The organism is Paraperibacillus esterisolvens (genome assembly GCF_046237625.1).
In the GTDB taxonomy this organism is placed as follows: domain Bacteria; phylum Bacillota; class Bacilli; order Bacillales; family DSM-1321; genus Paraperibacillus; species Paraperibacillus esterisolvens.
The window spans coordinates 470,187-493,378 of sequence record NZ_CP143545.1; the positions used below are offsets into that span (position 1 = coordinate 470,187).

29 protein-coding genes are annotated in these 23,192 nt (G+C 48.3%); 25 read left to right on the forward strand and 4 right to left on the reverse strand.

Going from position 1 to position 23,192, the window contains the following annotated elements; all coding sequences use genetic code 11:
* Positions 1 to 263 precede the first annotated feature (263 nt).
* Positions 264 to 1,193: a glutaminase A gene (gene glsA / locus V1501_RS02420; protein WP_409293218.1), complete on the forward strand. Its 930-nt coding sequence runs from the start codon at positions 264 to 266 to the stop codon at positions 1,191 to 1,193.
* A gap of 107 nt (positions 1,194 to 1,300) precedes the next feature.
* Here the strand turns inward: glsA and V1501_RS02425 are convergent, their stop codons facing one another.
* The gene (locus V1501_RS02425; protein WP_409291273.1) at positions 1,301 to 1,969 is read right to left on the reverse strand and encodes an SOS response-associated peptidase; all 669 of its coding nucleotides are present in this window, start codon (positions 1,967 to 1,969) and stop codon (positions 1,301 to 1,303) included.
* 230 nt (positions 1,970 to 2,199) lie between these two features.
* Here V1501_RS02425 and V1501_RS02430 point away from each other — a divergent pair, with 230 nt between their 5' ends.
* The 5 genes from V1501_RS02430 to V1501_RS02450 all read left to right on the forward strand — a co-directional run bounded on the left by V1501_RS02430 (position 2,200) and on the right by V1501_RS02450 (position 5,908).
* Positions 2,200 to 2,586: a DoxX family protein gene (locus tag V1501_RS02430; RefSeq protein WP_409291274.1), complete on the forward strand. Its 387-nt coding sequence runs from the start codon at positions 2,200 to 2,202 to the stop codon at positions 2,584 to 2,586.
* A 37-nt stretch (positions 2,587 to 2,623) separates the two neighbouring features.
* The gene (locus tag V1501_RS02435) at positions 2,624 to 3,598 is read left to right on the forward strand and encodes a ring-cleaving dioxygenase (RefSeq protein ID WP_409291275.1); all 975 of its coding nucleotides are present in this window, start codon (positions 2,624 to 2,626) and stop codon (positions 3,596 to 3,598) included.
* An 18-nt stretch (positions 3,599 to 3,616) separates the two neighbouring features.
* Positions 3,617 to 4,564 (forward strand): ring-cleaving dioxygenase, encoded by a 948-nt coding sequence (locus V1501_RS02440; RefSeq protein ID WP_409291276.1) that lies wholly within the window; start codon positions 3,617 to 3,619, stop codon positions 4,562 to 4,564.
* Between the two features lie 2 nt (positions 4,565 to 4,566).
* Complete coding sequence (locus tag V1501_RS02445) at positions 4,567 to 5,172, forward strand: alpha/beta hydrolase (RefSeq protein WP_409293220.1); 606 nt, start codon at positions 4,567 to 4,569, stop codon at positions 5,170 to 5,172.
* 124 nt (positions 5,173 to 5,296) lie between these two features.
* A complete protein-coding gene (locus tag V1501_RS02450) occupies positions 5,297 to 5,908 on the forward strand; it encodes a flavin reductase family protein (protein ID WP_409291277.1) in 612 nt (203 codons plus the stop codon).
* A 17-nt stretch (positions 5,909 to 5,925) separates the two neighbouring features.
* On the opposite strand, the gene V1501_RS02455 is transcribed toward V1501_RS02450, so the two are convergent.
* On the reverse strand, positions 5,926 to 6,243 hold the full coding sequence (locus V1501_RS02455; RefSeq protein ID WP_409291278.1) for a hypothetical protein: 318 nt from the start codon (positions 6,241 to 6,243) through the stop codon (positions 5,926 to 5,928).
* 125 nt (positions 6,244 to 6,368) lie between these two features.
* Here V1501_RS02455 and V1501_RS02460 point away from each other — a divergent pair, with 125 nt between their 5' ends.
* The 13 genes from V1501_RS02460 to V1501_RS02520 all read left to right on the forward strand — a co-directional run bounded on the left by V1501_RS02460 (position 6,369) and on the right by V1501_RS02520 (position 15,291).
* Positions 6,369 to 6,899, forward strand: coding sequence for a DUF402 domain-containing protein (locus tag V1501_RS02460; protein WP_409291279.1), 531 nt, complete (start codon positions 6,369 to 6,371; stop codon positions 6,897 to 6,899).
* 197 nt (positions 6,900 to 7,096) lie between these two features.
* The gene (locus V1501_RS02465; RefSeq protein ID WP_409291280.1) at positions 7,097 to 7,426 is read left to right on the forward strand and encodes a DUF485 domain-containing protein; all 330 of its coding nucleotides are present in this window, start codon (positions 7,097 to 7,099) and stop codon (positions 7,424 to 7,426) included.
* Positions 7,423 to 8,958, forward strand: a complete 1,536-nt coding sequence (locus V1501_RS02470) for a cation acetate symporter (RefSeq protein WP_409291281.1) — start codon at positions 7,423 to 7,425, stop codon at positions 8,956 to 8,958. The genes V1501_RS02465 and V1501_RS02470 overlap by 4 nt, the downstream gene beginning before the upstream one ends.
* Positions 8,959 to 9,119: 161 nt before the next feature.
* Positions 9,120 to 9,425, forward strand: a complete 306-nt coding sequence (locus V1501_RS02475; protein WP_409291282.1) for an antibiotic biosynthesis monooxygenase family protein — start codon at positions 9,120 to 9,122, stop codon at positions 9,423 to 9,425.
* Positions 9,422 to 9,793: a hypothetical protein gene (locus V1501_RS02480; protein ID WP_409291283.1), complete on the forward strand. Its 372-nt coding sequence runs from the start codon at positions 9,422 to 9,424 to the stop codon at positions 9,791 to 9,793. Before V1501_RS02475 ends, V1501_RS02480 begins: the two co-directional genes overlap by 4 nt.
* Positions 9,794 to 10,441 (forward strand): B12-binding domain-containing protein, encoded by a 648-nt coding sequence (locus V1501_RS02485; protein WP_409291284.1) that lies wholly within the window; start codon positions 9,794 to 9,796, stop codon positions 10,439 to 10,441.
* Positions 10,431 to 11,231: a Stressosome protein rsbRB gene (locus V1501_RS02490; protein WP_409291285.1), complete on the forward strand. Its 801-nt coding sequence runs from the start codon at positions 10,431 to 10,433 to the stop codon at positions 11,229 to 11,231. Before V1501_RS02485 ends, V1501_RS02490 begins: the two co-directional genes overlap by 11 nt.
* A 213-nt stretch (positions 11,232 to 11,444) precedes the next feature.
* A complete protein-coding gene (locus tag V1501_RS02495) occupies positions 11,445 to 11,837 on the forward strand; it encodes a GntR family transcriptional regulator (protein ID WP_409291286.1) in 393 nt (130 codons plus the stop codon).
* Positions 11,830 to 12,516, forward strand: coding sequence for an ATP-binding cassette domain-containing protein (locus V1501_RS02500; protein ID WP_409291287.1), 687 nt, complete (start codon positions 11,830 to 11,832; stop codon positions 12,514 to 12,516). The genes V1501_RS02495 and V1501_RS02500 overlap by 8 nt, the downstream gene beginning before the upstream one ends.
* Positions 12,513 to 13,343, forward strand: a complete 831-nt coding sequence (locus tag V1501_RS02505; protein WP_409291288.1) for a hypothetical protein — start codon at positions 12,513 to 12,515, stop codon at positions 13,341 to 13,343. Before V1501_RS02500 ends, V1501_RS02505 begins: the two co-directional genes overlap by 4 nt.
* A gap of 11 nt (positions 13,344 to 13,354) precedes the next feature.
* Positions 13,355 to 14,560 carry a hypothetical protein gene (locus tag V1501_RS02510; RefSeq protein ID WP_409291289.1) on the forward strand — a complete coding sequence of 402 codons (1,206 nt, stop codon included), beginning with the start codon at positions 13,355 to 13,357 and terminating at the stop codon, positions 14,558 to 14,560.
* A gap of 58 nt (positions 14,561 to 14,618) precedes the next feature.
* The gene (locus tag V1501_RS02515) at positions 14,619 to 15,083 is read left to right on the forward strand and encodes an NUDIX domain-containing protein (RefSeq protein ID WP_409291290.1); all 465 of its coding nucleotides are present in this window, start codon (positions 14,619 to 14,621) and stop codon (positions 15,081 to 15,083) included.
* A 28-nt stretch (positions 15,084 to 15,111) separates the two neighbouring features.
* Complete coding sequence (locus V1501_RS02520; RefSeq protein ID WP_409291291.1) at positions 15,112 to 15,291, forward strand: hypothetical protein; 180 nt, start codon at positions 15,112 to 15,114, stop codon at positions 15,289 to 15,291.
* An 88-nt stretch (positions 15,292 to 15,379) separates the two neighbouring features.
* On the opposite strand, the gene V1501_RS02525 is transcribed toward V1501_RS02520, so the two are convergent.
* Complete coding sequence (locus V1501_RS02525; protein WP_409291292.1) at positions 15,380 to 15,625, reverse strand: hypothetical protein; 246 nt, start codon at positions 15,623 to 15,625, stop codon at positions 15,380 to 15,382.
* Positions 15,626 to 15,763: 138 nt separating this feature from the next.
* Here V1501_RS02525 and V1501_RS02530 point away from each other — a divergent pair, with 138 nt between their 5' ends.
* Entirely contained in the window at positions 15,764 to 16,069 is a 306-nt protein-coding gene (locus tag V1501_RS02530) for a hypothetical protein (protein WP_409291293.1), read from the forward strand.
* A 242-nt stretch (positions 16,070 to 16,311) separates the two neighbouring features.
* Here the strand turns inward: V1501_RS02530 and V1501_RS02535 are convergent, their stop codons facing one another.
* A complete protein-coding gene (locus V1501_RS02535) occupies positions 16,312 to 17,301 on the reverse strand; it encodes an acryloyl-CoA reductase (RefSeq protein WP_409291294.1) in 990 nt (329 codons plus the stop codon).
* A 135-nt stretch (positions 17,302 to 17,436) separates the two neighbouring features.
* Here V1501_RS02535 and V1501_RS02540 point away from each other — a divergent pair, with 135 nt between their 5' ends.
* From V1501_RS02540 to V1501_RS02560, 5 genes are all read left to right on the forward strand, one after another.
* Positions 17,437 to 18,420 carry an LLM class flavin-dependent oxidoreductase gene (locus tag V1501_RS02540; protein WP_409291295.1) on the forward strand — a complete coding sequence of 328 codons (984 nt, stop codon included), beginning with the start codon at positions 17,437 to 17,439 and terminating at the stop codon, positions 18,418 to 18,420.
* Positions 18,421 to 18,491: 71 nt separating this feature from the next.
* A complete protein-coding gene (locus tag V1501_RS02545) occupies positions 18,492 to 19,934 on the forward strand; it encodes an NAD(P)H-hydrate dehydratase (RefSeq protein ID WP_409291296.1) in 1,443 nt (480 codons plus the stop codon).
* A 413-nt stretch (positions 19,935 to 20,347) separates the two neighbouring features.
* Positions 20,348 to 20,875, forward strand: coding sequence for an NADPH-dependent FMN reductase (gene ssuE / locus V1501_RS02550; protein ID WP_409291297.1), 528 nt, complete (start codon positions 20,348 to 20,350; stop codon positions 20,873 to 20,875).
* 156 nt (positions 20,876 to 21,031) lie between these two features.
* Entirely contained in the window at positions 21,032 to 21,646 is a 615-nt protein-coding gene (locus V1501_RS02555) for a PH domain-containing protein (protein ID WP_409291298.1), read from the forward strand.
* Between the two features lie 561 nt (positions 21,647 to 22,207).
* Entirely contained in the window at positions 22,208 to 23,179 is a 972-nt protein-coding gene (locus V1501_RS02560; protein ID WP_409291299.1) for a multidrug resistance efflux transporter family protein, read from the forward strand.
* Positions 23,180 to 23,192: the final 13 nt, after the last annotated feature.

Below are 23,192 nucleotides of genomic sequence, written 5' to 3' on the forward strand. Positions count from 1 at the left end.
TGGTAATTCCAACCCTGATCAGAATAGATGTTGGTTGTGTACTCCGAGGCTTTTACTAAATCTAACGCTACTTCCAGGGGTTTTCCCCATACAGCCATTAGTTTGAATTCTTCACTATATTCAGACATAAATAAACACCCCAAGAGTTTCTGATTATGATGGTTTTTCCTCCGTGGATGAAGTGAAGCGGAGTGTGAGAGGAATGATTTATATGAATCCCGCTGAGAATAAGGGAGTGTGATTTTCAAGAAGGGGTGATTGTGATGCATTGCCGCTCGACAGAAGAGCTTGAAAGTCTGGTGGCCGAGGCCAAGCCATATGCGGCGCACGGGAAGGCTGCCGATTATATTCCTGCACTCTCAGAGGTGAATGCCGAACTGCTGTCGGTTTCTCTCTTTTATCCGGATGGGTGCCATTATACTGGCGGAGACGGAAACCAGGTCCTGACCCTGCAGAGCATTTCAAAGGTGGTAACACTTGCACTGGCCTTGATGGACAGAGGGGAGGAATATGTATTTGACCGTGTGGGGCAGGAGCCGACAGGGGATCCGTTTAACTCCATTGCCAAGCTTGAGACAATGAATCCCTCGAAGCCCTTGAATCCAATGATTAATGCAGGTGCCCTTGCTGTAACGAGCATGATCGGAGGAAGCAGTGTAGAGGAAAGGCTTGGAAGGATCCAGAATTTTATTAGGGAGATGACCGGAGGTGATGCGGCAGGCTTTAATGAAAGGATTGCCCTGTCTGAATATGAAACCTCCCATCTCAATCGGGCGCTCTGCTATTTTATGAAACAAAGCAAGGTCATCCAGGAAGATGTGGAAGGCCTGATGGAGCTGTACTGCAAGCAGTGCGCAATTGAAATGGACTGCCTCAGCCTGGCGAAAATGGGATGCGTATTTGCGATGGACGGCTTGAATACTATGACGGGAAAGCAGGTAATGCCTCCCGATGTTGCAAGGATCTGCAAGACCTTTATGGTAACCTGCGGCATGTATAATGCATCAGGGGAATTTGCCATCAAGGTGGGTATCCCGGCAAAAAGCGGTGTATCCGGTGGGATCATGGGAGCCCTCCCAGGGAAATGCGGAATCGGCATATTCGGCGCAGCCCTCGATGAAAAAGGCAACAGCCTTGCAGGTGTGAAGCTGCTGGAATTCATGTCACAGAAATACTCATTAAGCATGTTCTAGAGGGGGGACAGTCCCTCATTTTACGGGTGCGGTTTATTTCCCGAACCAAAAAGCCCTTATCCACATAGGGTAAGGGCGGAAGGTTTCCCGGCTATGGCTCTTCTGCGTTACAGGCTGTTCAGCGGCCTCACCAGGTCCGGGGTGTTGTTTCGCGGTGAGTTGACGAGGGTGGAGACCTGGTATTTGTCCATTCTGTCGGCAGGATACGGAACGAGCAGGGATTTCAGAACAGCTGCATCATGCAGTTCCGGATCAAGCCAGTCAGAATAGGCTTCTGGAGGCAGGATGACGGGCATGCGGTCGTGCACCTCCCGGGTCATGCTGTTTGCTTCTGTCGTGATGATGGTGCATGATCTGACCGGATTTTCGCCCTTATTCCAGTCATCATACAGTCCCGCAAAAGCGAAGGGCCCGCCATCTTTCATGATAAATCGGAAAGGCTGTTTCTCTTTGCCCTCCCGTTTCCATTCATAAAACCCGTCGGCAAGGATGAGACAGCGCTTGTGTCTGAGCGGCCCCTTGAAGCTCGGCTTAGTGTCGATTCCCTCGGAGCGGGCATTAATCATTTTATAGCCTATTTTTGCATCCTTGGCCCAAAATGGGATAAGGCCCCATCTCATTAAATTGCCCTGGCGAGCATTTCCTACAGCCGTGACGGCCAAGATATTCTGGCTTGGCGCAATATTATAATGAGGAATCAATTCCTCAGGGAAATCAAACTCAAATTTGGCCTGCAGCTGCTGCAGCCCCTCAGTAAGGGTATATCTTCCGCACATAAAATCACCTCATTACCATTTTACCCTCCTGAAATAATTACAATCTATCCCTGAAAAAGAGAATCAAAAAAATAACATTGACATATACTGAAATATGATTTATCTTTAATTCAAGATATTTAAATTAAAAGTAACTTGTCTTGTTAGGACTTTTCTTTTTTTAAACTAATTATCTCAACTTCAAGACTTTTAATATGAATATTAATAAAACCATATAGGAGGAACACAATATGTTAGATACAGGCTTGCTGCTTATCAGGCTGGTGATTGGATTGATTTTTATGGCCCACGGAGCACAGAAACTTTTTGGCTGGTTTGGCGGATATGGATTGAAGGGAACAGGACAGTGGTTTGATTCAATTGGAATGAAACCCGGCTATACGATGGCCCTTATGGCAGGCCTCAGTGAATTTGTCGGCGGATTCCTGTTTGCGTCAGGCATCTTCACCCTGGCAGGCTCTTTATTGATCATCGCTACCATGCTTGTAGCCATCTTCAAGGTACACGCTCCTAACGGCTTCTGGGCCACACAAAACGGATATGAACTTAATTTCATCCTGATTGCAGTCGCAGCAGGAGTTGCGCTTACGGGACCGGGAGCTTACACGCTTTTATAAAAACAAAATAAACCCCACACAACACGGAGGTATCATCATGGAACTGAAAGGCATACACCACATTTCTGCTCTAACGGCAAAAGCTGCCGGGAATTATCAATTTTATACGGAGATTATGGGGATGCGCCTGGTTAAGAAAACAGTGAACCAGGATGATACCTCTGTATACCATCTCTTTTATGGAGATGATAAAGGTAATCCGGGGACGGAGTTGACATTTTTTGAAATACCTATGGCTGCCCGCACTCATGAAGGAGTGAACAGCATTTCGGCAACGTCCCTCAGGGTGGCAGATGACAGCGACCTTCAATACTGGAAGAAGCGCCTGCAGGATCACGGGGTGGAAACAGAAGGCATCAAGGAACGTGCCGGCCGCATGACGCTCGCCTTCCGCGATTATGAAGGAATGCGCCTGATTCTTGTATCAGATGAAACAAACAAGGGTGTGTCAGCCGGAAATCCATGGGAGAAAAGTCCGGTCCCGGCCGAATATGCTATTCTCGGCCTTGGGCCGGTCATGCTGACGGTGAGTGATGCAGCGGCCACGGTGCGCATTCTCGCCGACCTCCTTGGTTTCCGAAAAAAAGGTTCGTATGCACCTTATACTATCGGACAGCCTGATATTTTAGTCTATGAAACAGGAGAAGGCGGCACAGGTGCCGAAGTGCATATTGAAGAGAGGAATGATCTGCCGAAAGAAAGGCTTGGCCGGGGCGGGGTGCATCATGTCGCTTTCAGGGTAGATAATGAGGAAGAAATGAGATCCTGGGTCCAGACACTAAAGGATGCGCGAATCGCAAGTTCAGGCTATGTGGACCGGTATTACTTCCGTTCCCTTTACTTCAGGGAGCCGAACGGCATCCTGTTTGAACTGGCGACAGACGGCCCGGGATTCGATACAGACGAAGAATTGGCACATTTAGGAGAATCGCTCGCCCTGCCGCCGTTCCTTGAGGAAAGGCGCAGTGAAATCGAAGCAAAGCTGAAGCCTCTTGATACGAAGCTCCGTTAAAAAGAAAGGAGAATGAAGATGGAGAAAAGAACTGCAGGAATTCACCATATCACAGCTATTGTCGGCAATCCTCAGGAGAATGTAGATTTTTATGCAGGCGTACTTGGCCTGCGTCTTGTTAAAAAGACAGTAAATTTCGATGACCCGGGGACGTATCATCTGTATTTCGGGGACGAAGCAGGAAGTCCCGGGACGATCATGACCTTTTTTCCATGGCCGGGTGCGTACAGGGGGAAAATTGGTGCCGGCCAGGTCGGGATCACGTCCTTCGCTGTGCCAATGGATTCACTCGGGTTCTGGGAGGAAAGGCTCCAGAAGCTCGAGGTACCTTTTGAAAAAACCATGAGGTTCGGCGAAGAGAGCCTGCAGTTCGAGGATCCGCATGGTCTTCGTTTAGAGCTGACGGCAAGAAGTGAAGGTCCGGAGGGCACCTGGTCCTTTGGCGGGGTTACCCCGGAGCATGCGATTAAAGGCTTTGCCGGAGCCGTCCTCTTCAGTGCGAGGCCGGATAGCACGATGAAGATGCTGAGCGGCGGAATGGGCCTTGAGGAAATAGAAACAGAAGGCGATTATACAAGATTCAAGGCCCTTGCGGATATTGGGAATGTCATTGATGTCAAAAGGACAGAGCTCCCGGCAGGTACAATGGGGACAGGCATTGTCCATCATATTGCCTGGCGGGCGGAAGATTATGAAGATCATGAAAGCTGGAGGCAGTATATTGGGGATAAAGGCTATCAGGTCACCCCGATTGTGGACAGACAGTATTTCAATGCGGTATATTTCAGGGAAAAGGGTGGCATTCTGTTCGAGATCGCCACTGATCCGCCCGGCTTTGCCAAGGATGAGCCGCAGGAGGTAATGGGACAAAAGCTGCTGCTGCCGCCATGGCTTGAGGAAAGAAGATCACAGATAGAGGCTGGGCTGCTTCCTGCCGAACCTAGAGTACTGGAGGGGGATATATGAACATGAAGCATATTTTCAAGAAGGGTGCGGATCCGGCAGCACCGACACTGCTGCTCCTGCATGGGACGGGCGGTACCGAAGAGGACCTGCTGGGGCTTGCTGAGATTATCAATCCGGAATCCAATGTCCTGAGTGTGAGGGGCAGTGTACTGGAAAACGGGATGCCTAGATTTTTCAGGCGCCTTGCTGAAGGCGTGTTCGATGAAGAGGATTTAATCCAGAGGACTGAAGAGCTCCGTGAATTCATTGGCAGCGCCGCGGCAGAGTACGGATTTGACGCGGGGAATGTGGTGGCGGTCGGCTATTCAAACGGCGCCAACATCGCGGGAAGCCTCCTTTTCCACTATGAAGCGGCACTCAGGGGGGCCATCCTTCACCATCCGATGGTGCCAAGAAGAGGAATCGTCCTGCCCGACCTGGCCAAAACACCGGTATTCATTGGGGCAGGCAAAAACGATCCGATCTGCCCGCCGCAGGAATCCATAGAACTCAGCACCTTCCTCCAGGAAGCAGGCGCAACGGTCGAACTTCACTGGGAAGAAAACGGACACCAATTAACCCGTACTGAAGTAGATAAGGCTGCCGAGTGGTTTCGCAGGGAATTTTAGGGAAATGGGGGGGCTGTCCCCGTTTCCCATTCTATGAATGAAGTCATAGCAAAGGTTTTTAGCGACTTTAGGAAGCCGGGAAATAAGGGACTGGCCCCATTTCCCGAATTTTGGGGGTGAAGCAGTGATTAGTCTGGATCCGAGTGTGTTAAATGAAAGGGAGAATTATAAGTTTTTGATTGGGAGTGTGATTCCCCGGCCGGTGGCGCTAGTGACGACGGTTTCGGCTGAGGGGGTCGTGAATGCGGCGCCGTTCAGTTATTTCAATATTGTGAGTGCGAATCCGCCAATGGTTTCTATTTCCATTCAGCGGCGGAATGGGGAACAGAAGGATACGGCGAAGAATGCCTCACTGTCGGGTGAGATGGTGGTCCACATAACGGATGAAGATATCGTGGAAGCCTCAAATGAGACAGCAGCAGAACTGGATTACAATCACAGCGAAATTGAGCGTGCCGGATTCACCCTTATTCAGAGTACGGCCGTCAAGGTTCCCGGCATCCGAGAAGCCAAGGTCCGCCTCGAATGCAAGATTGAGAGGATTATACCTTTGGGCGGGACCGGCGGCATACCGGGCTGTGATCTGCTTATTGGAAGAGTCTGCCGCTATCATATCGAGGAGCAGCTATATGAGAAAGGGAGAATCGACCCCCGGGGTCTGAAACCCGTCAGCCGTCTTGCGGGCAACAGCTATGCAAAGCTTGGCGAAATTTTTGATCTCGAGCGGCCGAAATGAAAAGAGGAAGAGGGAGCTCACTGCCCTCTTCCTCCTATTCGTTCCTGCAGCCCGCCGGCAATGATCCATACTGATTTCAGAAGGGTCAGGAACAGGCACAGCACCGCCAGAAGCCAGGCAAAGGCAAAAGCACGCCGCAGTGCCAGGGAATCCGGAGCTGCGGATAAAAAAGAAACAGCATCCATAATAAGAAGCGGTGCAGCCCCCATGAGGAATAGAATTACAAGGAAAATCCTCCACCAAAAGTTCCGCATATTGAGTGAATAGAAGACTCCGAGGACAGAAATCAAAAGAATGCCTAAACAAAAGGCTGTCCTGATCATTAAATCCATCATATCTGGCACCTCCGTTCTCAAACAACTATAAATTGTTCAGAATATTACTAATTATTATTAAAAAGGCTGTCACCTTTATCCTCTTTTTTGTTAAAATATCAAAAAGAAGAGGAAAGGGAGAGGCGATGAAAAGGAAAAAAGCAGATCGGACAGATTGGCAGCGCTTGCTTCTGAACAGCTACGAATGCGGCAGCTCCAGCGACTATAAGGGAATGTGGACCAGGATAGACATGCACAAGATCCGCGAGCCTCTCCATGTAACATATGATGGAATCACTCAATGCATCGTTCAGGAGGGCTTCAGCTGGATCCAGCTGTTCCCGGAGGGGGAGCAGTACACCATTACCGCAGTCGTGAACACAGAAGGCCAGATCATCCAGTGGTATATCGATGTCTGCTGGCAGCACGGCGTCTGTGAAAAAGGCATTCCCTGGTATGATGATCTATATCTTGACCTGGTCATCCTGCCTACCGGGGAATACTATATCCTGGATGAAGACGAGCTTCAAGAAGCGCTCGAGCTCAGGCGCATTACCCAGGATCAATTCGATTCTGCCTATAAAACTCTTTCAAAACTCATCACCATGCATGAAAATGACAGCTTTCCGCTCCTTGAAACGTGTGAAAACTATAAATTGCCCATCCGGATAAAATAAAGGAGGCATCAGCCGATCATGCTGATGTCTTTTTCTGTTTCCACATTTTTAACGTATCCCTTGCATAATGGGATAAAACTTATTTATAATCAATTTGTGAACATTTTGAAATGTCTGTCTATTCATAAGGGGGGATTCCTGCTCTAAACGAAATCGTACTGCTGCAATGTTTTTAAATCCGAGAGGGGGATTCACTATTGGAAGCAAGGAAAATTAATTCAATTAATGAAAGCGATTACAGTAAAATTGCCAACTCAGCTGTGTTCAAAGAGCTGCTCTCTGAAAAGAAAAAGTTCATCATGCCTGTAACCATCTTTTTCTTCTGCTTTTATTTCGCTCTTCCTATTTTAACTTCTTATTCAACGGTATTAAATCATAAATTCATCGGCAGCATAACATGGGCCTGGGTGTTTGCATTCCTGCAATTTGTCATGACCTGGGGGCTGTGCATGCTATATTCCAGGCGGGCTGCAAGATTTGACCGCCTGGCTGATAAGGTGATGCAGGAAAGGGGCCGCACATCATGAATATTACTGCTTTTTCAATGTTCCTTGGCATTGTGCTGGTGACCCTTGTTATTACATATTACGCCTCCAAAAAAACGAATAATGCCAGTGAATTCTATACGGCAGGAGGCGGATTGACTGGCTGGCAGAATGGCCTGGCAATTGCCGGCGATTATATGTCGGCCGCCTCGTTCCTCGGCATTGCCGGAGCGGTCGCACTCACAGGTTTTGACGGCTTCTTCTATAGCATCGGCTTCCTCGTCGCCTATCTTGTGGTGCTGTATCTCGTGGCTGAACCGATGCGGAATCTCGGGAAGTATACCTTTGCCGACATGATTGCCGCGCGTTTCAATGCAAAAAAAATCCGCGGATTTGCCGCACTCAACACCATTGCGATCTCCACCTTTTATATGATTGCACAGCTGGTAGGGGCAGGTGCCCTCATCAAGCTGCTGCTCGGCCTTGAGTACACAACCTCTGTCCTCATAGTCGGCATTCTCATGACCGTTTACGTCATCTTCGGGGGCATGCATGCGACAAGCTGGGTGCAGATTGTCAAAGCCGTGCTTCTGATGGCGGGCACCCTGGTGATCTCCATCATCGTCTTTGCGAAATTCAACTGGAGCATCACCGGCATGTTTGCGCAAATGAAGGAAGCGACGCCTTTAAAGGAGGCATTCCTGAACCCGGGCGTTAAATATAAGGACGGGCTTGATACACTATCCCTCAATATGGGTCTTGTGCTTGGGACGGCCGGCCTTCCGCATATCCTGGTCCGCTTCTTCACGGTAAGGGATGCGAAGACAGCCCGTTCCTCTGTGGTATATGCCACCTGGATCATCGGCATCTTCTATGTAATGACCATTTTCCTCGGCTTCGGTGCCGCAGCTTTTGTAGGAACCGAAAAAATCAGCGCGGCGAATCCAGCAGGCAATATGGCGGCACCGCTCCTGGCACAGGCGCTTGGCGGCAATATGCTTTTCGCTTTTGTATCAGCAGTCGCCTTCGCCACCATACTGGCAGTGGTTGCAGGCCTTGTGCTCACGGCTGCCTCCGCCTTTGCCCATGATTTCTACAATGAAATCCTGAAAAAAGGAAAGGCCTCAGAGGGCCAGCAGGTCAAGATGGCAAGATACGCGTCCATCGGAGTTTCTGTCCTGTCCATCATCCTGGCTTTGTTCGCACAGTCGCTCAATGTGGCCTTCCTCGTGTCGCTGGCCTTTGCAGTGGCGGCGAGCGCCAATCTTCCGGTCATCCTTTACACCATCTATTGGAAGAGGTTTAACACAACCGGTGCTGTCTGGGCTATGACGGTGGGATTAATATCCGCGGTTGGCCTTGTCCTCATCAGTCCGAATGTATTCAGTCCTGAAGGGACGGCTATCTTTACCGGGAATGCCATTTTCCCATACACAACTCCGGGAATTGTTTCCATACCGCTCGGGTTCCTGGCCGGCTATCTGGGCACCATTTTCTCAAGTGAAAAGGCTGATGTGAAAAAATATGAAGAAGTACTGGTTAAAACAAACACAGGCATTGGAATAGGCGAATAAGCATCAATTGGGGACCGTCCTTATTGCGAAATAAGGGCAGTCCCCTCATGTATTTGAACGGCCAAAACAGGCTGTTTTTTATCTTTCTAGCATATTGCTTTCAATTGCTCATATTCCTGTTATCATGGAAATATGACTTTTGAACTGGGGAGCTGATAAAAATGTATACTGTATTTTCTACTTTTGATGTTCCAAGTGAAAAAGCAGAAGAAGTAATCGAGATTTATCGAAACAGAACGCGTTCAGTGGATAAAGCCGCAGGATTTGTAGATTTTTTTCTGCTGCAAAATGATAAAAGGCCTGGTGAGATTACAGTACAGCTATTATTTGATTCGAAACAAAACTACTTGAATTGGGTCCGGAGCGAAGACTTCAAGAGGATCCATGATTTAGAGAAGAAATACCCTGACCAGGAGCTGGCTGCCGTCATCCCGAAGGTCCAGCAATTCAAGGTGGTGGCGAGATGATCGATGCCATCAGGCTGGCAGGACAGGTTACAGATAAAATTTATGAAAAAGAACCAGGACTTTTAGATAAGTTTGGCGAACAGGGAAAGACGAAATGCCTTGAAGATAATCATCACCACTTCAAGCACTTGAGGTCTTCCTTTGAATTGGATAATTCAAAGTTCTTCACTGATTATGCTGTTTGGCTGAATGGGATCCTAGTACGGCACGGTATGGAAACAAGGCACCTGATTGAGAACTTGGATCTGATCAGTGAAGTGCTCCAGTGCCCTGAATGCAGCGGGGATAAAGAGGCCCAGGCTTATCTTGGCTATTTAGCCGAAGCCTGCGACATCTTGCGGAACAAACAGCAAGGAGGTTCCAATTAGATGATGACTCTTCACAGGGATTTTGCCGCCATGCTGCTGCAGGGCGACACCGAAGCTGCGGTGGTATTCATCCGGAAGTATAAAGAAATGGAACGTATCGCAATATTCCAGGATATTGTCACACCGGCTCTTTATCACATTGGGGAGCTCTGGGAACAGAATGAAATCTCTGTAGCCGATGAGCACCTGGCTACCGCCTCTTGCGACTTTGTGCTCTCAAGGATCTATCCGTCTGCACGATCGGAGGATGGGCGGGCTAAGAAGGCCATGTTCTTCTGCCTTGAAGGCGAACAGCATTACCTCGGCTTGAAGATGGTAAACAGCTATTTTGAGGAACTTGGCTGGAACACAAAATATTTTGGGCCCAATCTGCCTCTCGAGTACGCCTTAAGCTATGCGAGGGACTGGCGCCCGGACGTAATCGGCATGAGCATAAGCATCGTCTATAACCTGCCCCAGCTGAAGAAATATATTGAAGAATTCTGCAAGCTGCCTCACAAGCCGGCCCTGCTGGTAGGGGGAAGGCTTGCCGGCAAGTACGAGCTGGATGCCCATTGCCAGGACCAGGCATTGATCATGAAGGACCTTACTTCATTAAAGCAATGGCTGAGTCAAACCATACCAGGAGAAAAAATGAATGTCTTATAAAGAAGAATACCTTCCCGCCCCTTACTTGAGGGTGGACAATAATTTTAAAATTCTTGGCTATTCGCTTGAATCCCTGAAACACTTTGATCTCAGTCAGGACAAGCTGACAGACCTCGTGGACGAGGGAAGCCTTGAAAAGCTGTATAACAATCTGTTCTCAACGAAGGACAGCAGAAAGATTGAATTGAACTTGCGTACCAGATATGAGCCAGCGGCCTTATTCGAAGTGCATATTTCCGTTGATCACAATGACCACTGCCATCTGATCCTGATCCCGATCGGCAGGAGAATCAATATTCTGGAGGAAAGGCTTCTTACTCTCCAGCAAAGATTGCTCAGCACAGATTTTGAGTTGTTCGAAAAGAAGGAGGAGCTCGTCACAGCCCTGGATATGCTTAATGAGCTCTCCGGCCCTTTCATTCCAATTTCAGACGAAATAGCCTTCATTCCCATATTCGGTGATGTGACGGGGAAAAAAATGAAGGTCATCAATTCGAACACAGTCAAACGGGTATATGAAGGCAATTATAAATCCATCCTCTTGGACTTCACTGCCACTGGGAAGCTTGAACCCCAGGGTATCCAGCTCCTTGGAGAGCTCTTCCAGATGCTGAATATCATGGGAAGCACAAGCCTCAAGCTCATCGGCCTTAACCCGGCCCATACCATGCAGCTGAACAGCTACCTCGTCGACTGGCCGGTTGAATTTCAGGCCAATCTAAGACAGGTGATTGAAAAAGTGCAATTTAATAAATCCCAGGAAAACCGTCCCTTTAAAGTAAAACGATGATTTGCTTTTTAAAAGGTGACGGTTTTGTTGTGTCCTTTTTTATATGACAGCACTGAACGGGCGCTTAATTTCTGATTAAATCTACTTTATTTGGAAAGGTTATTCTTTGCCTAAGAAAATAAAAAGAGAATTGACATTATTATGTATTATTCGTATAGTACATATATAAAGTGCATGAATCGGTTGGTACACACACTAGGAGCTGATCAATAATTGGACGTTACGTTTAATAACCGCGATCCTGTTTATTTACAGGTTGTCAGATACTTCAAAGAACAAATAGCCATTGGGAACTTACAGGCCGGACAGGAGATTTTTTCCAGGCGGGAGCTGGCGGGTTTGTTAAAGATCAACCCAAATACTGCGCAGAAGGCGTATAAAGAAATGGAGGAGCAGGGCTTGATTACAACAGAAAAAAACTTCCCGAGCCGGATCACCACGGATGAAAGCATTTTGGGGTCAGTGCGCGAGGAATTGATTGTAGAAGCAGTGCATTCCTTTATAGAGGCTGTGAGGCCGATTAATGCTTCGCTCGATGAGCTGCTAGATAAGGTTAGCGAAAGGTATATACAGCCAGATGGCAGGGAGGATGCCGTGAATGATTAAAGTAGAGAACATATCTAAGAAATACGGCAGGAAGACGGTGCTGAGCAATGTGTCTTTTACCGCGGAAAAAGGGGAGATTACCTGCCTGATCGGGATTAATGGAGTCGGGAAGACGACGACACTGAAAGCGATTATGGGTCTCACGCCATACAAAGGTACCATCCTGATTGACGAAAAGCCGCTGACAAAAGAAACGTATGAAAGGATTACATATATACCGGATGCCGCTATCATGCCGCCATCCATGAAAATTGGAGAGGCCTTCACCTTCATGAGGGACTTTTATAACAATTGGAATGATGAGCGGGCTGATCATCTGCTGGGTTTTTTCAAGCTGAATAAGGAAATGCGGATTGCCGAGCTGTCTAAAGGCAACACGGCAAAGATCAACCTGCTTTTGGGTCTTGCCATTGATGTGGATTATATCCTGATGGATGAGCCTTTTTCAGGAATCGATATTTTTTCCAGGGAGCAGATTGCCGACGTATTCACGAGCCATTTGATCGAGGACCGCGGTGTCATCATTACCACCCATGAAATCAATGATATTGAGCATCTGATCGATAAGGTGGTCCTGCTGGATAACGGAGCCGTCCTGAAGGAGTTTAATACGGAAGATATGCGCTCACAGGAAGGGAAATCAGTAGTAGACGTCATGAGAGAGGTGTATATGGCATGAGTTTTTTAAAACTGTTGAATTTCGAAATCAGCCGATTTATTAAAATATATGTGTCACTGCTTGTTTTGACAGTAGTGGTCCAATTTTCCGGGGTTCTCATTCTGTCGAACAAAATAGTGAATAATGCAGAGGGAATCATGAAGGAAGAAATGATATCTCTGCAGCAATACCTGCAAAACTATGGCAAGACTGATTTTTCGTCCATTATGGGGTCGCTGTGGTTCCTTACGCCAATTATGATTTCGGCGGCTGCGCTCCTTCTATACCTCTTCCTGATCTGGTACCGCGAATGGACAGGGAAAAACACGTTCATCTACAGATTGCTGATGCTGCCTGCATCACGGATGAATATCTATTTCACCAAGGCAATGACCATACTCCTCATGGTTCTAGGTCTCGTTGCCCTTCAGCTGGCCATTCTGCCGCTTGAAATCAGCATGTTCAAAGCAATCGTCCCAGCTGACTATAGAGTGGATCTTGAGATGAAAATCTTGATTTACAGCAATCCTGCAACCATGATCCTGATCCCGCCCACCTTCATGCAATTCCTGCTGCATTACAGCGGCGGAATCATGGCAGTCTTCGTCCTGTTCACAGCCATCCTCCTCGAGAGGAGCTTCAGAATCAAAGGAATCATCCTTGGGGTGTTATATTGTGCAGGCGCCCTGGCACTGATTGTGCTGCCGTTGTTTTATGCGGTTATAAAAGGTGAAATGCTGCTGTATCCCTCAGAAGTGCTGCTGCTGGAAGTAGTCCTCGGCCTCCTTGTGTGCGGCATATCCATCTGGATGAGCGCAAGGCTTCTAAATAAGAGAGTCTCGGTATAAGGAGGAGTATCATGTTACGTTATTGGAAAAGCAGTCTGCTCGTTACAGCCATCATCCTGGCAATCGGTATTTTTTATACAAAATCTGCGCTATCCAGCCAGAGCCTGCCTCAGTATTCCCTGGTTAAGGAAACCGGGGACAGCAGAGAAGTGAAGAACCTTACCCTTTATGCCAATTATCAGCAGGGAAATGCTTCTGATAATCTGAAAATCCAAGGGGGGAAAACCACCTATCAAAGTGAATTATCCTTCATCCGGCAGCTGAACAGCCCGTTTAATGGCTGGAACAGTAAGCTTGAAACTCTGCAGGGGAAATATCAGAATTTCATGCGTGGAAAAGATAATGTAGAAGGTCTGTTCGAAGATGACACTCTCCTTGCCTATGCCTATACAAACGGCCAGGGCATGGGTGCCAGCAGGCATCCCTTCACGGCAAAGATCTCTGTATTGAACAAGAAGACCAAGAACAGCACATCCTTTAAAGCCGGGCTTCCCGATTCCCATCATTATCGTTATGTATATGTAGAGGATGTCCAATACTTTGGCAGCGAGCTGAAGGTCACAACCAAGAACTACCGGAACAAGTATGTAGAAGGCATGGACAATGAGGAGGTACATATCTATACATTTGATGTGCCGAACCAAAAGCTTTTGAGTGATGAAAATGTATTTGGCGGCAGCGGGAAAAAGGGAATACATCAATACTCTATAATAGGCAATTCAAATTATGCTGCCCCAAGTGATTATGTTGTCTACCGGATGGATCCCGAATATAGGGACGACCAGGAAACAAGGGGTGAATCAAAAATCTTTGCTTATGATCTGAGAAAAAGTCAGAAATTCGAGGTGAAACTGCCGGCCGGGCTGAAAGGAAAAAGGGCAGATGAGATTCAGAATTACCATTATCAAGATAAACTGTATTTCATTGAGGATACAGAAAAAGAGATGAATGTTGTTCAAGTCGATTTAAAAAGCCAGGAAAAAAGGAGCTTTAAGCTTGCCTCAGCATTAAAGGTTTCGGAGGGACACGAGTATCAGACCTTTTTCAACAATGGGAAACTGTATTCTGCCCTCAAGGTTTCGCGTCAGGAGAGAGCAAACATTGCGATCCAGGTGATCGATCTCGATACAGGTGCTGAGCTTTTCAAGGGACATATAAAGAGCGACAAAGATCAGAGTCCCAATGAATTGCATATTACTGATTTTGTTATAGAATAAACATGGGGCATTTCCTGTAAAAAGGAAATGCCCTTTAAGCAGGAGGAGACGGCAAGCAGTGAATATCAGAAATTCAGTAAAGGCTGTTATAATAAAAGAGGGACAGGTTCTCCTTACAAAAAATGAGGACCGGGAAGGGATTTTTTATTTGTTTCCAGGCGGCGGGCAGGAGCATGGAGAGACATTCCATGAGGCGCTGGCAAGGGAATGCATAGAGGAAACGGGGCTCAGAGTTGCAGCCGGCAGCCTGCTGTTCATCAGGGAGTATATCGGCAGGACGCATGAATATGCCGCTGAAGACAGGGATGTCCATCAAATAGAATTTTATTTTACCTGCAGGACCACGCCGGATGCCGAGACAGCTGCAAACCCGGCGCTGCCCGATACATACCAGGTTGGGACTGAGTGGGTCGATGTGGACCGGCTGATGGATTACCGCCTGTATCCGAGGGGAATCCGGAAGAAGATCATCGACTTTCATAACGGGGAAATAGCAGATGCTTATCTGGGCAATATAAATTGAAATACAATTGAAGAAAGGATCGTTTGTTATGAAGCTCCAAATCATATTTCAGGATTGGGAACGGGACTGTGAAGACGGTTCCTGCTATGAATACGGCACAAGCCTCATTGTCAACGGAAAGCGGATCCTTGACACCGTCACGCCTGAGCGGGCGGTCAGGGCCGTACTCGACGAGCTTGGGATTGAATATGAAATTAAGAACGATTGAAAGAAAGGCAGTACTGAATGAATTCAGTACTGCTTTTTTCTGTGGAAAAGGGACCGCAGCCTGAAACACCTTAAAATGGCTGGGAGCATTACATTGGTTTATTAAAGAGATTCCTCTCCAGTCTTTTGCCATTCTCTTTAACGAGCCGCTGCATTTTTGTATGATGGACGAGGGTCAGCCCGACGATGGCAGCGCTTAAGACGTTTGAAAGAATTAAGCCGGCCATCAGCATCCGGTTTGTGCTTTGCGTGTCATTGTATCCCCCCTTTTTGGTGAAAGCTGTTATCGCGAAAGCTGCCTCTGGATGAGGAAGGTTGATTCCAGCAGCTGTCAACCTTGTTAAATCATTTTACTTCCTTATTTATGTGTACCCTGATTGAGCCGGTAAAATCCAGAATACCGGGAGGGAGCTGTTCTATTTGCAAATGGGACTGGCATAGACATATACAAAGAGACCAAAGGAGGCTGAACTGTGAAGAATTATTTCCCCCTCATCTGTCTCGCGGGTTTACTGGCTTTCACTGCCTTCATAGAGACACCTGGCTCTGATCAAAACAAGCAGGGCGGCACTCTGCAGGTTACGTACGATCCGGAAAGCGAACCGCTCCAGGCAGAGGAAATGACAATGCGGCTTGAAAACAGGCTGGTCGGCGCAGAGGAGCAAGATGGCTATATTGTTGAAAAATATCAGGAAATCGAAGTCTACTCGGATGAAAATGGCAGCATTATTAAAACAGTACCGACTTCACACTTTGAATATCTTAAGTACAAAAAGTGAATTATTTATATGTCGGTATATTCCTTGTTTCTCAGGGGCTGAAATGGGGAATAGGATGGATAATTAGATGAAGGAGCTGAATTTTCCATGAAGTTTATTTTAATTATCGCTGTAATCATTATTGCGTATATGGTTTTTAAAAGAGTTAATAGAAGAGGATAATCAATAGCGGCTCCTGAGAAGGGGCTTTTATTTATGGTAGTAAAAAAAAGGGCCGCTGTCCAAGCGGCCCTTTTCTGGATTTAGAATGTAACGATAGTCCGGCCGCGGGCTCCGCCTTTCAAGAGGAGGGGCAGGTATTCAGGCAGCTCATCGATGGTAATCTCGTGCTGGACGGATTGCTCCAGGTTTTCCGGCTTTAAGTCGGAGGCCAGGCGTTCCCAAACCTTCTTCCGGGTTTCCATCCCACAGTAGACTGAGTCGATGCCGAGCAGGCTGATGCCGCGGAGGATGAATGGAAATACGGTGGCTGGGACGTCTGTTCCTGCCGTCAAGCCGCTGACTGCCGCAGCCCCGCCGTACTTCAACCTGCCGAGCAGGCTGGCGAGCGGCTTTCCGCCGACCGGGTCGATGGCGGCGGCCCACACTTGTTTTCCAATTGGTTTCAAATCCCCGTCAAACACTTCCTCACGGCTGATGATTTCGGAGGCGCCGAGGCTGTTCAGGTATTCTTTTTCTGATTCTTTCCCTGTGCTTGCAGAAACCGAATAGCCGAGCTTTGACAGCATGGCGACGGCATTGCTGCCGACCCCGCCGGTTGCGCCCGTGACGAGCACATTTCCCTTTTCGGGTGTAAGGCCGTTTTCCTCCAGACGCTGGATACTGAGCGCGGCCGTAAAGCCTGCTGTACCGAGGATCATTGCTTCCCTCAGTGTCAGGCTGCCGGGAAGCGGGACGATCCAGTCAGCCGGGATGCGGGCATATTCACTATAGCCGCCGTAATGGGAAACGCCGATTTCATAGGAAGTGGCAATGACCTCATCTCCTTCTTTAAAGCGTGCGTCTTCCGAGGATACCACTGTTCCTGCAAGGTCGATGCCTGGGATCAGAGGGTAATTTTTAACGATTTTTCCGTCCGGAATAGAGGCGAGTGCATCTTTATAATTGATTCCGCTGTTGGATACCTTGATCAGCACCCCTTCCTTCGGGAGTGCATCGAGCGATGTCTCCCTTACCTCTGCTGAAAAGTCTTCATCTTTTTTATCCACAAAAAATGCTTTGAAGTTTTCCATCTTATCTTCCTCCATTTCAGGGATTGAGTTATGTCCATTCTAGACTTCCGTCTAGCACAGGTCAAAAAGTTAGATTCTTTGTCTTATGATGGATAAGATAAGTTCAAGAACAAACAGAAAGCGGGGAACATCAGGATGAAGCTCAGTGTGCTCGATCAATCGGTAATCACAAGCGGCACAGATGCGCGGACAGCGCTGAGGAATACAGTAAAGCTCGCACGTGCGGCGGAGGAGCTGGGCTATACAAGGTTCTGGGTCGCAGAGCATCATAATTCAAACGGAATGGCCGGCACCGCGCCAGACATTTTGATTTCTCATATAGCATCACAGACAAGGAGAATCCGGGTTGGCTCCGGCGGAGTCCTGCTGCCCCAGTACAGCCCTTTTAAAGTGGCCGAAAACTTCAAGCTGCTCGAAGCACTTTATCCAGGCAGGATTGATCTCGGGATCGGCCGGTCCCCCGGAGGCGGTGCAGAGACACGGAATGCGCTTAATGACGGAGTGAAACGGAGCATGAATGAGTTCCCAAACCAGATAAGGAATCTGCAGGGTTTCCTTTATGGCGGTGAACATGATTATCCCAGTGTCACGGCATATCCGGAAAGCGGAAGCCGCCCCGATACCTGGCTTTTGGGCATCACCCAAAGGGGAGCAAGGATGGCGGCGGAACACGGGACCGCCTTTACCTATGGGCACTTCATCACACCGGCTAATGGCAGGATCGCGCTTGACTATTATTATGAGCATTTCGTGCCATCAATCCATTTGAAAGAGCCGAAAGCCAATGTGTGCATTTTTGTGGTATGTGCTGACACCCAGGAAAAAGCTGAGGAACTCGCTTTAAGCCAGGATATGTGGCTGCTGTCGCTTGAGCGGAACCGGGACACGAGGATACCTTCCGCTGAGGAGGCAAGGAGGATCACCCTGACCGCTGAACAGCGGGAAAAGCTTGCGGAAAACCGGAAGCGCGCGGTGATCGGCACCCCTGACAGAGTGAGGGAAGAGCTTCTCCTGCTCCAGGAACTATATGGGACGGATGAATTCATGGTCATCACCAATATCCATGACTTTGAGGCAAAAATCCGGTCCTACACACTGCTTGCTAACGCGCTCCTGTGATAGGGAAGCTGTTTTCGAGGTGTGCCTGCAGGGTATAAAACAAGATAAAAAACGGCAGGGAGGCAATCCACTTGTTTGTATATACGTCTGAACAAATCCGTGCAGCCGATGCATCGGCTGAAAAGCAGGGACTTACAGGCTTCATGCTCATGGAAGCTGCAGGCAGAGAACTATTTTATAAGCTGGAGAAGCTTTTAGATAAAAAGGATCGGATCCTGATACTCGCCGGCCCGGGGAAAAATGGAGGCGACGGTATTGTGGCAGCCCGCTATCTGCTGCAGAACGGCTATGCATGCGACCTGACCTTTCCCGCGGGGGAGCCGAAGGATGAGACGGCCGCCAGGCATGCGGAGATTTTCCGGGACCAGGGATTTCGGCCCGCTGAAAGATCCGGTTCGTATGACATGATTGTAGAAGCACTTGCCGGCATAGGTACGCGGCTGCCGTTAAGGGAGAATGTGAAGGAAATCCTTGATTGGGTTAACGGCGAAAAAGCACTGAAGATTGCGGTGGATGTGCCGGCGGGAGTGCTTGCAGACAGGGGGGAGGCTGATTCTTCTGCTTTCAAGGCAGATGTTACCTTCAGCATCCATGGATTTAAGCCTTCTCTTTTCATGGAGGAAACAGCCGAGTATTTCGGCCGTGCTGAGTTGGTGGAAATCGGCCTTCCACAAGATTCGAATGTCAGGGTATGGACAAAGGAAGATGTGAAGAGGACGTTTCCCAAGCGGGCGTCCGGCTCTCATAAAGGCACGTTCGGAAACGGACTGATCATTGCAGGCAGCGATGATATGCCGGGTGCCGCCATCCTATGCAGCCTGTCGGCGAAAAGGAGCGGAATCGGAAAGCTCACCGTCGGCACCTCGCAATTTGTGGCTGGCATCATTGCCTCCCGGGTGCCGGAGTGTGTATTCCTGTTTGACGGACTTCAGAAAACGGCGCAGGGGGATATATCTGAAAAGATGACAGCCGCAGCCATTGGACCGGGTCTGCACTACGGGGACACCCTGGAAGCCGCGGTGGAACAGCTTCTGAAAACAGAGATTCCGCTGATCATCGATGCAGGTGCACTTGTCGGGCGGACCTATCCGGAGAGGAAGGCACCCGTAATCGTAACGCCTCATCCAGGTGAATTCCAGAAGATGACCGGCAAGGAAATCAAGGAATTCCAGCAGGTGCGGATCGAAACAGCCGCCGAGTTCTCCAGGGAGAATGGAGTCATTATCGTCCTGAAAGGAAGGAATACCGTCATTGCCTATCCGGACGGAGAAGTCCGAATCAACATGGCAGGAAACGCAGGCCTCGCAAAAGGAGGCTCCGGCGACTCACTCACCGGAATCATGCTCGCGCATGCTGCCTCCTATAAAGATATAAAAGATGCCGTCTCCAATGCCGTCTACTTCCACGCAGCCTGTGCCGATTACTGGAAGGAAACCAGGGCCAAGACCACCCTGCTTGCCAGCGACATCGATGAAACCATGCCGTATGTGATGAAGGAATTTGAAGGAGATTGATGATGGGCTGGCTTCCGCTGTTTGTGGGAGCTTGTCTTTTTTATGGGGTGGAATGGAGTCGGCTTTTTGAGTTGGTGTTTAGCGGGAGTCTTTTCATGAAAAGTCCTCTATATGGGTGATGAAGGACATTTAAGCGGGAATCTGTTCGAGAAAAGGTCTTCATAAGGGTGATGAAGGACATTTGAGCGGGATTTGTTCGAGAAAAGGTCTTCATAGGGGTAATGAAGACCCTTTTGTACGAAATCTTCTTATGAAAAGTCCTTCATCCAGATCGCCGAAAGAACAACACAGCCCGCCAGCACCAATTCCCTAACATTGACAAAAGATAGCTCTCCCGCTAACATAAACAGCAAATCATACATACTAAATGGCAGCGTGACCGAGGCCATTCCCGGAGCGCTGAAGAATAAGGAGTGAGTCTGTTGTCTAAGATTGTGATTGTATCAGGCAGTCCTGTGAAGGATTCGAGGCTGAATGGGATTATGAATTTTGCGGTGGATTATCTGAAGGGAAAGGGTGCCGATTATGAGGTGCTCCATATCCGTGATCTGCCTGCCGAGGATTTGATTGGCGGTGCTTATGACAGTGAGGAGATTGTGAAGGCGAGCGGGAAGGTCACTTCTGCAGATAAAATCATCATTTTGACGCCGGTGTATAAGGCATCATTCACCGGGGTGCTGAAAACCTTCCTTGATTTGCTGCCAATGAAAGGTCTTGAGGATAAGACGATTCTTCCGCTCGTAATCGGCGGAACTTACGGGCATCTGCTCATGATTGATTATGCCTTGAAGCCTGTTCTTGCTTCACTGGGTGCGACTCATATCCTGAAAGGGGTATTCACCCTGGATCAGCAGGTGCAGAGAGCGGGCGACAATGCTTTTGAACTGGATAATGACGCAGAACAAAGGCTGCAGGCTGCTTTGGAAAAGCTGGTGCCTTGAGCGGAGCTGCCAGGCGCAAAAAAAGGCTGACCATTGATCAGCCTTTTTTGCTGTGCGCCAAGCGTCCTGTAGAAAAATATGTAAAAAATATAGAAAATATGAAACTATTTTTATAGATTGGCCGTATAGCTAGTAAAACCTGAAGGGAAGAGTGAAATGTTCAAAAAAGTGGCTTCAGACGTATTAGGATTAAGTGATATCGGAAGTGTGATCAGCCCGGCTGATTATGACAAGGTGGATGCTGATGATTATGTGATGCATGAGGATAATGAAAAGATTTATTTTCTGATTAAATCTAAAACGGATGAGTACTGCTTCACGAATAAGGCGCTGATCCATCTGGATGGAACAAGTGCCATCAGCAAGAAACGGACGCTGCACCGGTACAGCTATTACACGAATAATATTTCAAAGGTTACGCTTGAAACCGCGGGTACAGTGGATCTTGATGTAGAGATCAAGTTCACGATCGGCTCACAGGCCTTCTCGATTGATGTACATAAAAAGTTCATTGAAGAATTAAAAGACTTGTATAAATCCCTGATCAAGGTTGCTGAAATCTGCCATGAAAACAATGAATATATGAATTACGCACAGGAAAGCCTGAACCTCGCCTCTACCACGATCGGCCGCGTGACGTCCAAGGAGGACAGCGTAGTCGACAGCTTTAAGCAAATCAACGAAACAGCCTTCAGCTGGCTCGTCAACAACCGCCGTAAATTCAAAGTCAAAGACTTTGGCTACGTATTCGAGAAGTACATCAACAACTGAAGAGTCTTCCTTATCCAGGGAGCAGCGTTTATTTCCCGCGCTGCTCCCTTTGCTTTGATTTGGGAAATAGGGGACAGTCCCCCATTTCCCAAGATAATGATGTTTAACCTCCAGGGAATAAGGGAATATATCTGGTGTATGAATAAACTGTTAAGTTGGATGACCAAGATATAACAGGCGGAGGGAACGGAATGAGCAAGAAAGTGACAGCTTTTTTTAGCTTGCTTACTGCAGTAGCTATGTATATAACCTATTAATATTCATTAATAATTGTTCAGCCGCCTTTTAAAGGCGGCTTTTGTATTTTTTATAGGGGAGGCGGGAGGAATTTTCTCTGGCATTCTTGAATATTTTTTATACGCGGGGGATTGTGGTATTCTCGAATCGGCCGTATCTGAATAGTAAATGAGCGGATGCTCGATAAGATATTATGTTTAAATAAATACATATTTGAAGGAGTACACAGGACCTGCGGAGCCTGAATTTTAATATCAGCACTAAATCGCCTATCCACGCTCCCGCTGACAGAGCACACCGACACACCAAAGGAGGACATCCTTGATGAAACCTATTATCCTCGGAATCTTAGCCGCTTTTTTCTTTGCAGCAACCTTCATCCTGAACCGCTCGATGGAGCTGGCTGGGGGAAGCTGGCTGTGGAGTGCCTCGCTGCGTTATTTTTTCATGCTTCCCTTCCTGATTGCGATTGTGGCCGGTCAGAAGAAGCTGCGTCCTTTGTTTAGCATTATGCGCCAGAGGCCGGGTGCCTGGCTGCTTTGGAGTACGATCGGCTTCGGATTGTTTTACGCGCCGCTCTGCCTGGCCGCAGCCTTTTCGCCAGGCTGGCTGATTGCGGGAACATGGCAGATTACAATCATCTCCGGATCGCTCCTTGTCCCGCTTTTCAAAGAGACCATCCAGACGCCGGACGGGCCCATTCAGATGAGAGGGCGGATTCCGGTCAAGGGTCTGCTGCTTTCCTTGATTATCGTCGCCGGCATCATACTTATGCAGTTTGAAAATAGCGGCGGGTTGACCGCGGGAATTCTGGCGGGGACTATACCGGTCCTGATTGCGTCTTTTGCCTACCCGCTTGGCAACCGGAAGATGATGGAGGTGTGCGGCGGCAGCCTGAATACCTTTCAGCGTGTGCTCGGAATGACCATCGCAAGCGTGCCGCTATGGGCGGTGCTTGGATCCATTGCGCTTGTTAAGGACGGCCCGCCGCAGGGCTCGCAGATTTTTCAGTCCTTTCTCGTCGCCCTGCTCTCGGGAGTCGCCGCAACTGTCCTCTTTTTTCAAGCAACAGACCTGGTGCGGAACGATATGGAAAAAATGGCTTCAGTGGAAGCGACCCAATCGGTGTCTGTTCTATTTGCCCTGCTTGGGGAAATCCTTATTCTTGGGGCGCATATTCCCTCGACACTTGGGCTGTGCGGAGTGCTGCTGGTCATGCTCGGTATGATCCTTCACAGCCTCCATTCACGAAGGAGAAGTGCAAGCGCGACGCGCCAGATTGCAAGAAAAGCTTAATTTGAACGAAAAG

Bases quoted from the DNA above. Each gene is read 5' to 3' on its own strand.
- V1501_RS02490 (WP_409291285.1), top strand. From the start codon at position 10,431: ATGTCTTATAAAGAAGAATACCTTCCCGCCCCTTACTTGAGGGTGGAC.
- V1501_RS02475 (WP_409291282.1), top strand. From the start codon at position 9,120: ATGTATACTGTATTTTCTACTTTTGATGTTCCAAGTGAAAAAGCAGAA.
- V1501_RS02460 (WP_409291279.1), top strand. From the start codon at position 6,369: ATGAAAAGGAAAAAAGCAGATCGGACAGATTGGCAGCGCTTGCTTCTG.
- V1501_RS02440 (WP_409291276.1), top strand. From the start codon at position 3,617: ATGGAGAAAAGAACTGCAGGAATTCACCATATCACAGCTATTGTCGGC.
- V1501_RS02505 (WP_409291288.1), top strand. From the start codon at position 12,513: ATGAGTTTTTTAAAACTGTTGAATTTCGAAATCAGCCGATTTATTAAA.
- V1501_RS02470 (WP_409291281.1), top strand. From the start codon at position 7,423: ATGAATATTACTGCTTTTTCAATGTTCCTTGGCATTGTGCTGGTGACC.
- V1501_RS02445 (WP_409293220.1), top strand. From the start codon at position 4,567: ATGAAGCATATTTTCAAGAAGGGTGCGGATCCGGCAGCACCGACACTG.
- V1501_RS02500 (WP_409291287.1), top strand. From the start codon at position 11,830: ATGATTAAAGTAGAGAACATATCTAAGAAATACGGCAGGAAGACGGTG.
- V1501_RS02510 (WP_409291289.1), top strand. From the start codon at position 13,355: ATGTTACGTTATTGGAAAAGCAGTCTGCTCGTTACAGCCATCATCCTG.
- V1501_RS02435 (WP_409291275.1), top strand. From the start codon at position 2,624: ATGGAACTGAAAGGCATACACCACATTTCTGCTCTAACGGCAAAAGCT.
- V1501_RS02520 (WP_409291291.1), top strand. From the start codon at position 15,112: ATGAAGCTCCAAATCATATTTCAGGATTGGGAACGGGACTGTGAAGAC.
- V1501_RS02535 (WP_409291294.1), bottom strand. From the start codon at position 17,301: ATGGAAAACTTCAAAGCATTTTTTGTGGATAAAAAAGATGAAGACTTT.
- V1501_RS02425 (WP_409291273.1), bottom strand. From the start codon at position 1,969: ATGTGCGGAAGATATACCCTTACTGAGGGGCTGCAGCAGCTGCAGGCC.
- V1501_RS02555 (WP_409291298.1), top strand. From the start codon at position 21,032: ATGTTCAAAAAAGTGGCTTCAGACGTATTAGGATTAAGTGATATCGGA.
- V1501_RS02480 (WP_409291283.1), top strand. From the start codon at position 9,422: ATGATCGATGCCATCAGGCTGGCAGGACAGGTTACAGATAAAATTTAT.
- V1501_RS02540 (WP_409291295.1), top strand. From the start codon at position 17,437: ATGAAGCTCAGTGTGCTCGATCAATCGGTAATCACAAGCGGCACAGAT.
- V1501_RS02485 (WP_409291284.1), top strand. From the start codon at position 9,794: ATGATGACTCTTCACAGGGATTTTGCCGCCATGCTGCTGCAGGGCGAC.
- V1501_RS02430 (WP_409291274.1), top strand. From the start codon at position 2,200: ATGTTAGATACAGGCTTGCTGCTTATCAGGCTGGTGATTGGATTGATT.
- V1501_RS02455 (WP_409291278.1), bottom strand. From the start codon at position 6,243: ATGATGGATTTAATGATCAGGACAGCCTTTTGTTTAGGCATTCTTTTG.
- V1501_RS02560 (WP_409291299.1), top strand. From the start codon at position 22,208: ATGAAACCTATTATCCTCGGAATCTTAGCCGCTTTTTTCTTTGCAGCA.
- glsA (WP_409293218.1), top strand. From the start codon at position 264: ATGCATTGCCGCTCGACAGAAGAGCTTGAAAGTCTGGTGGCCGAGGCC.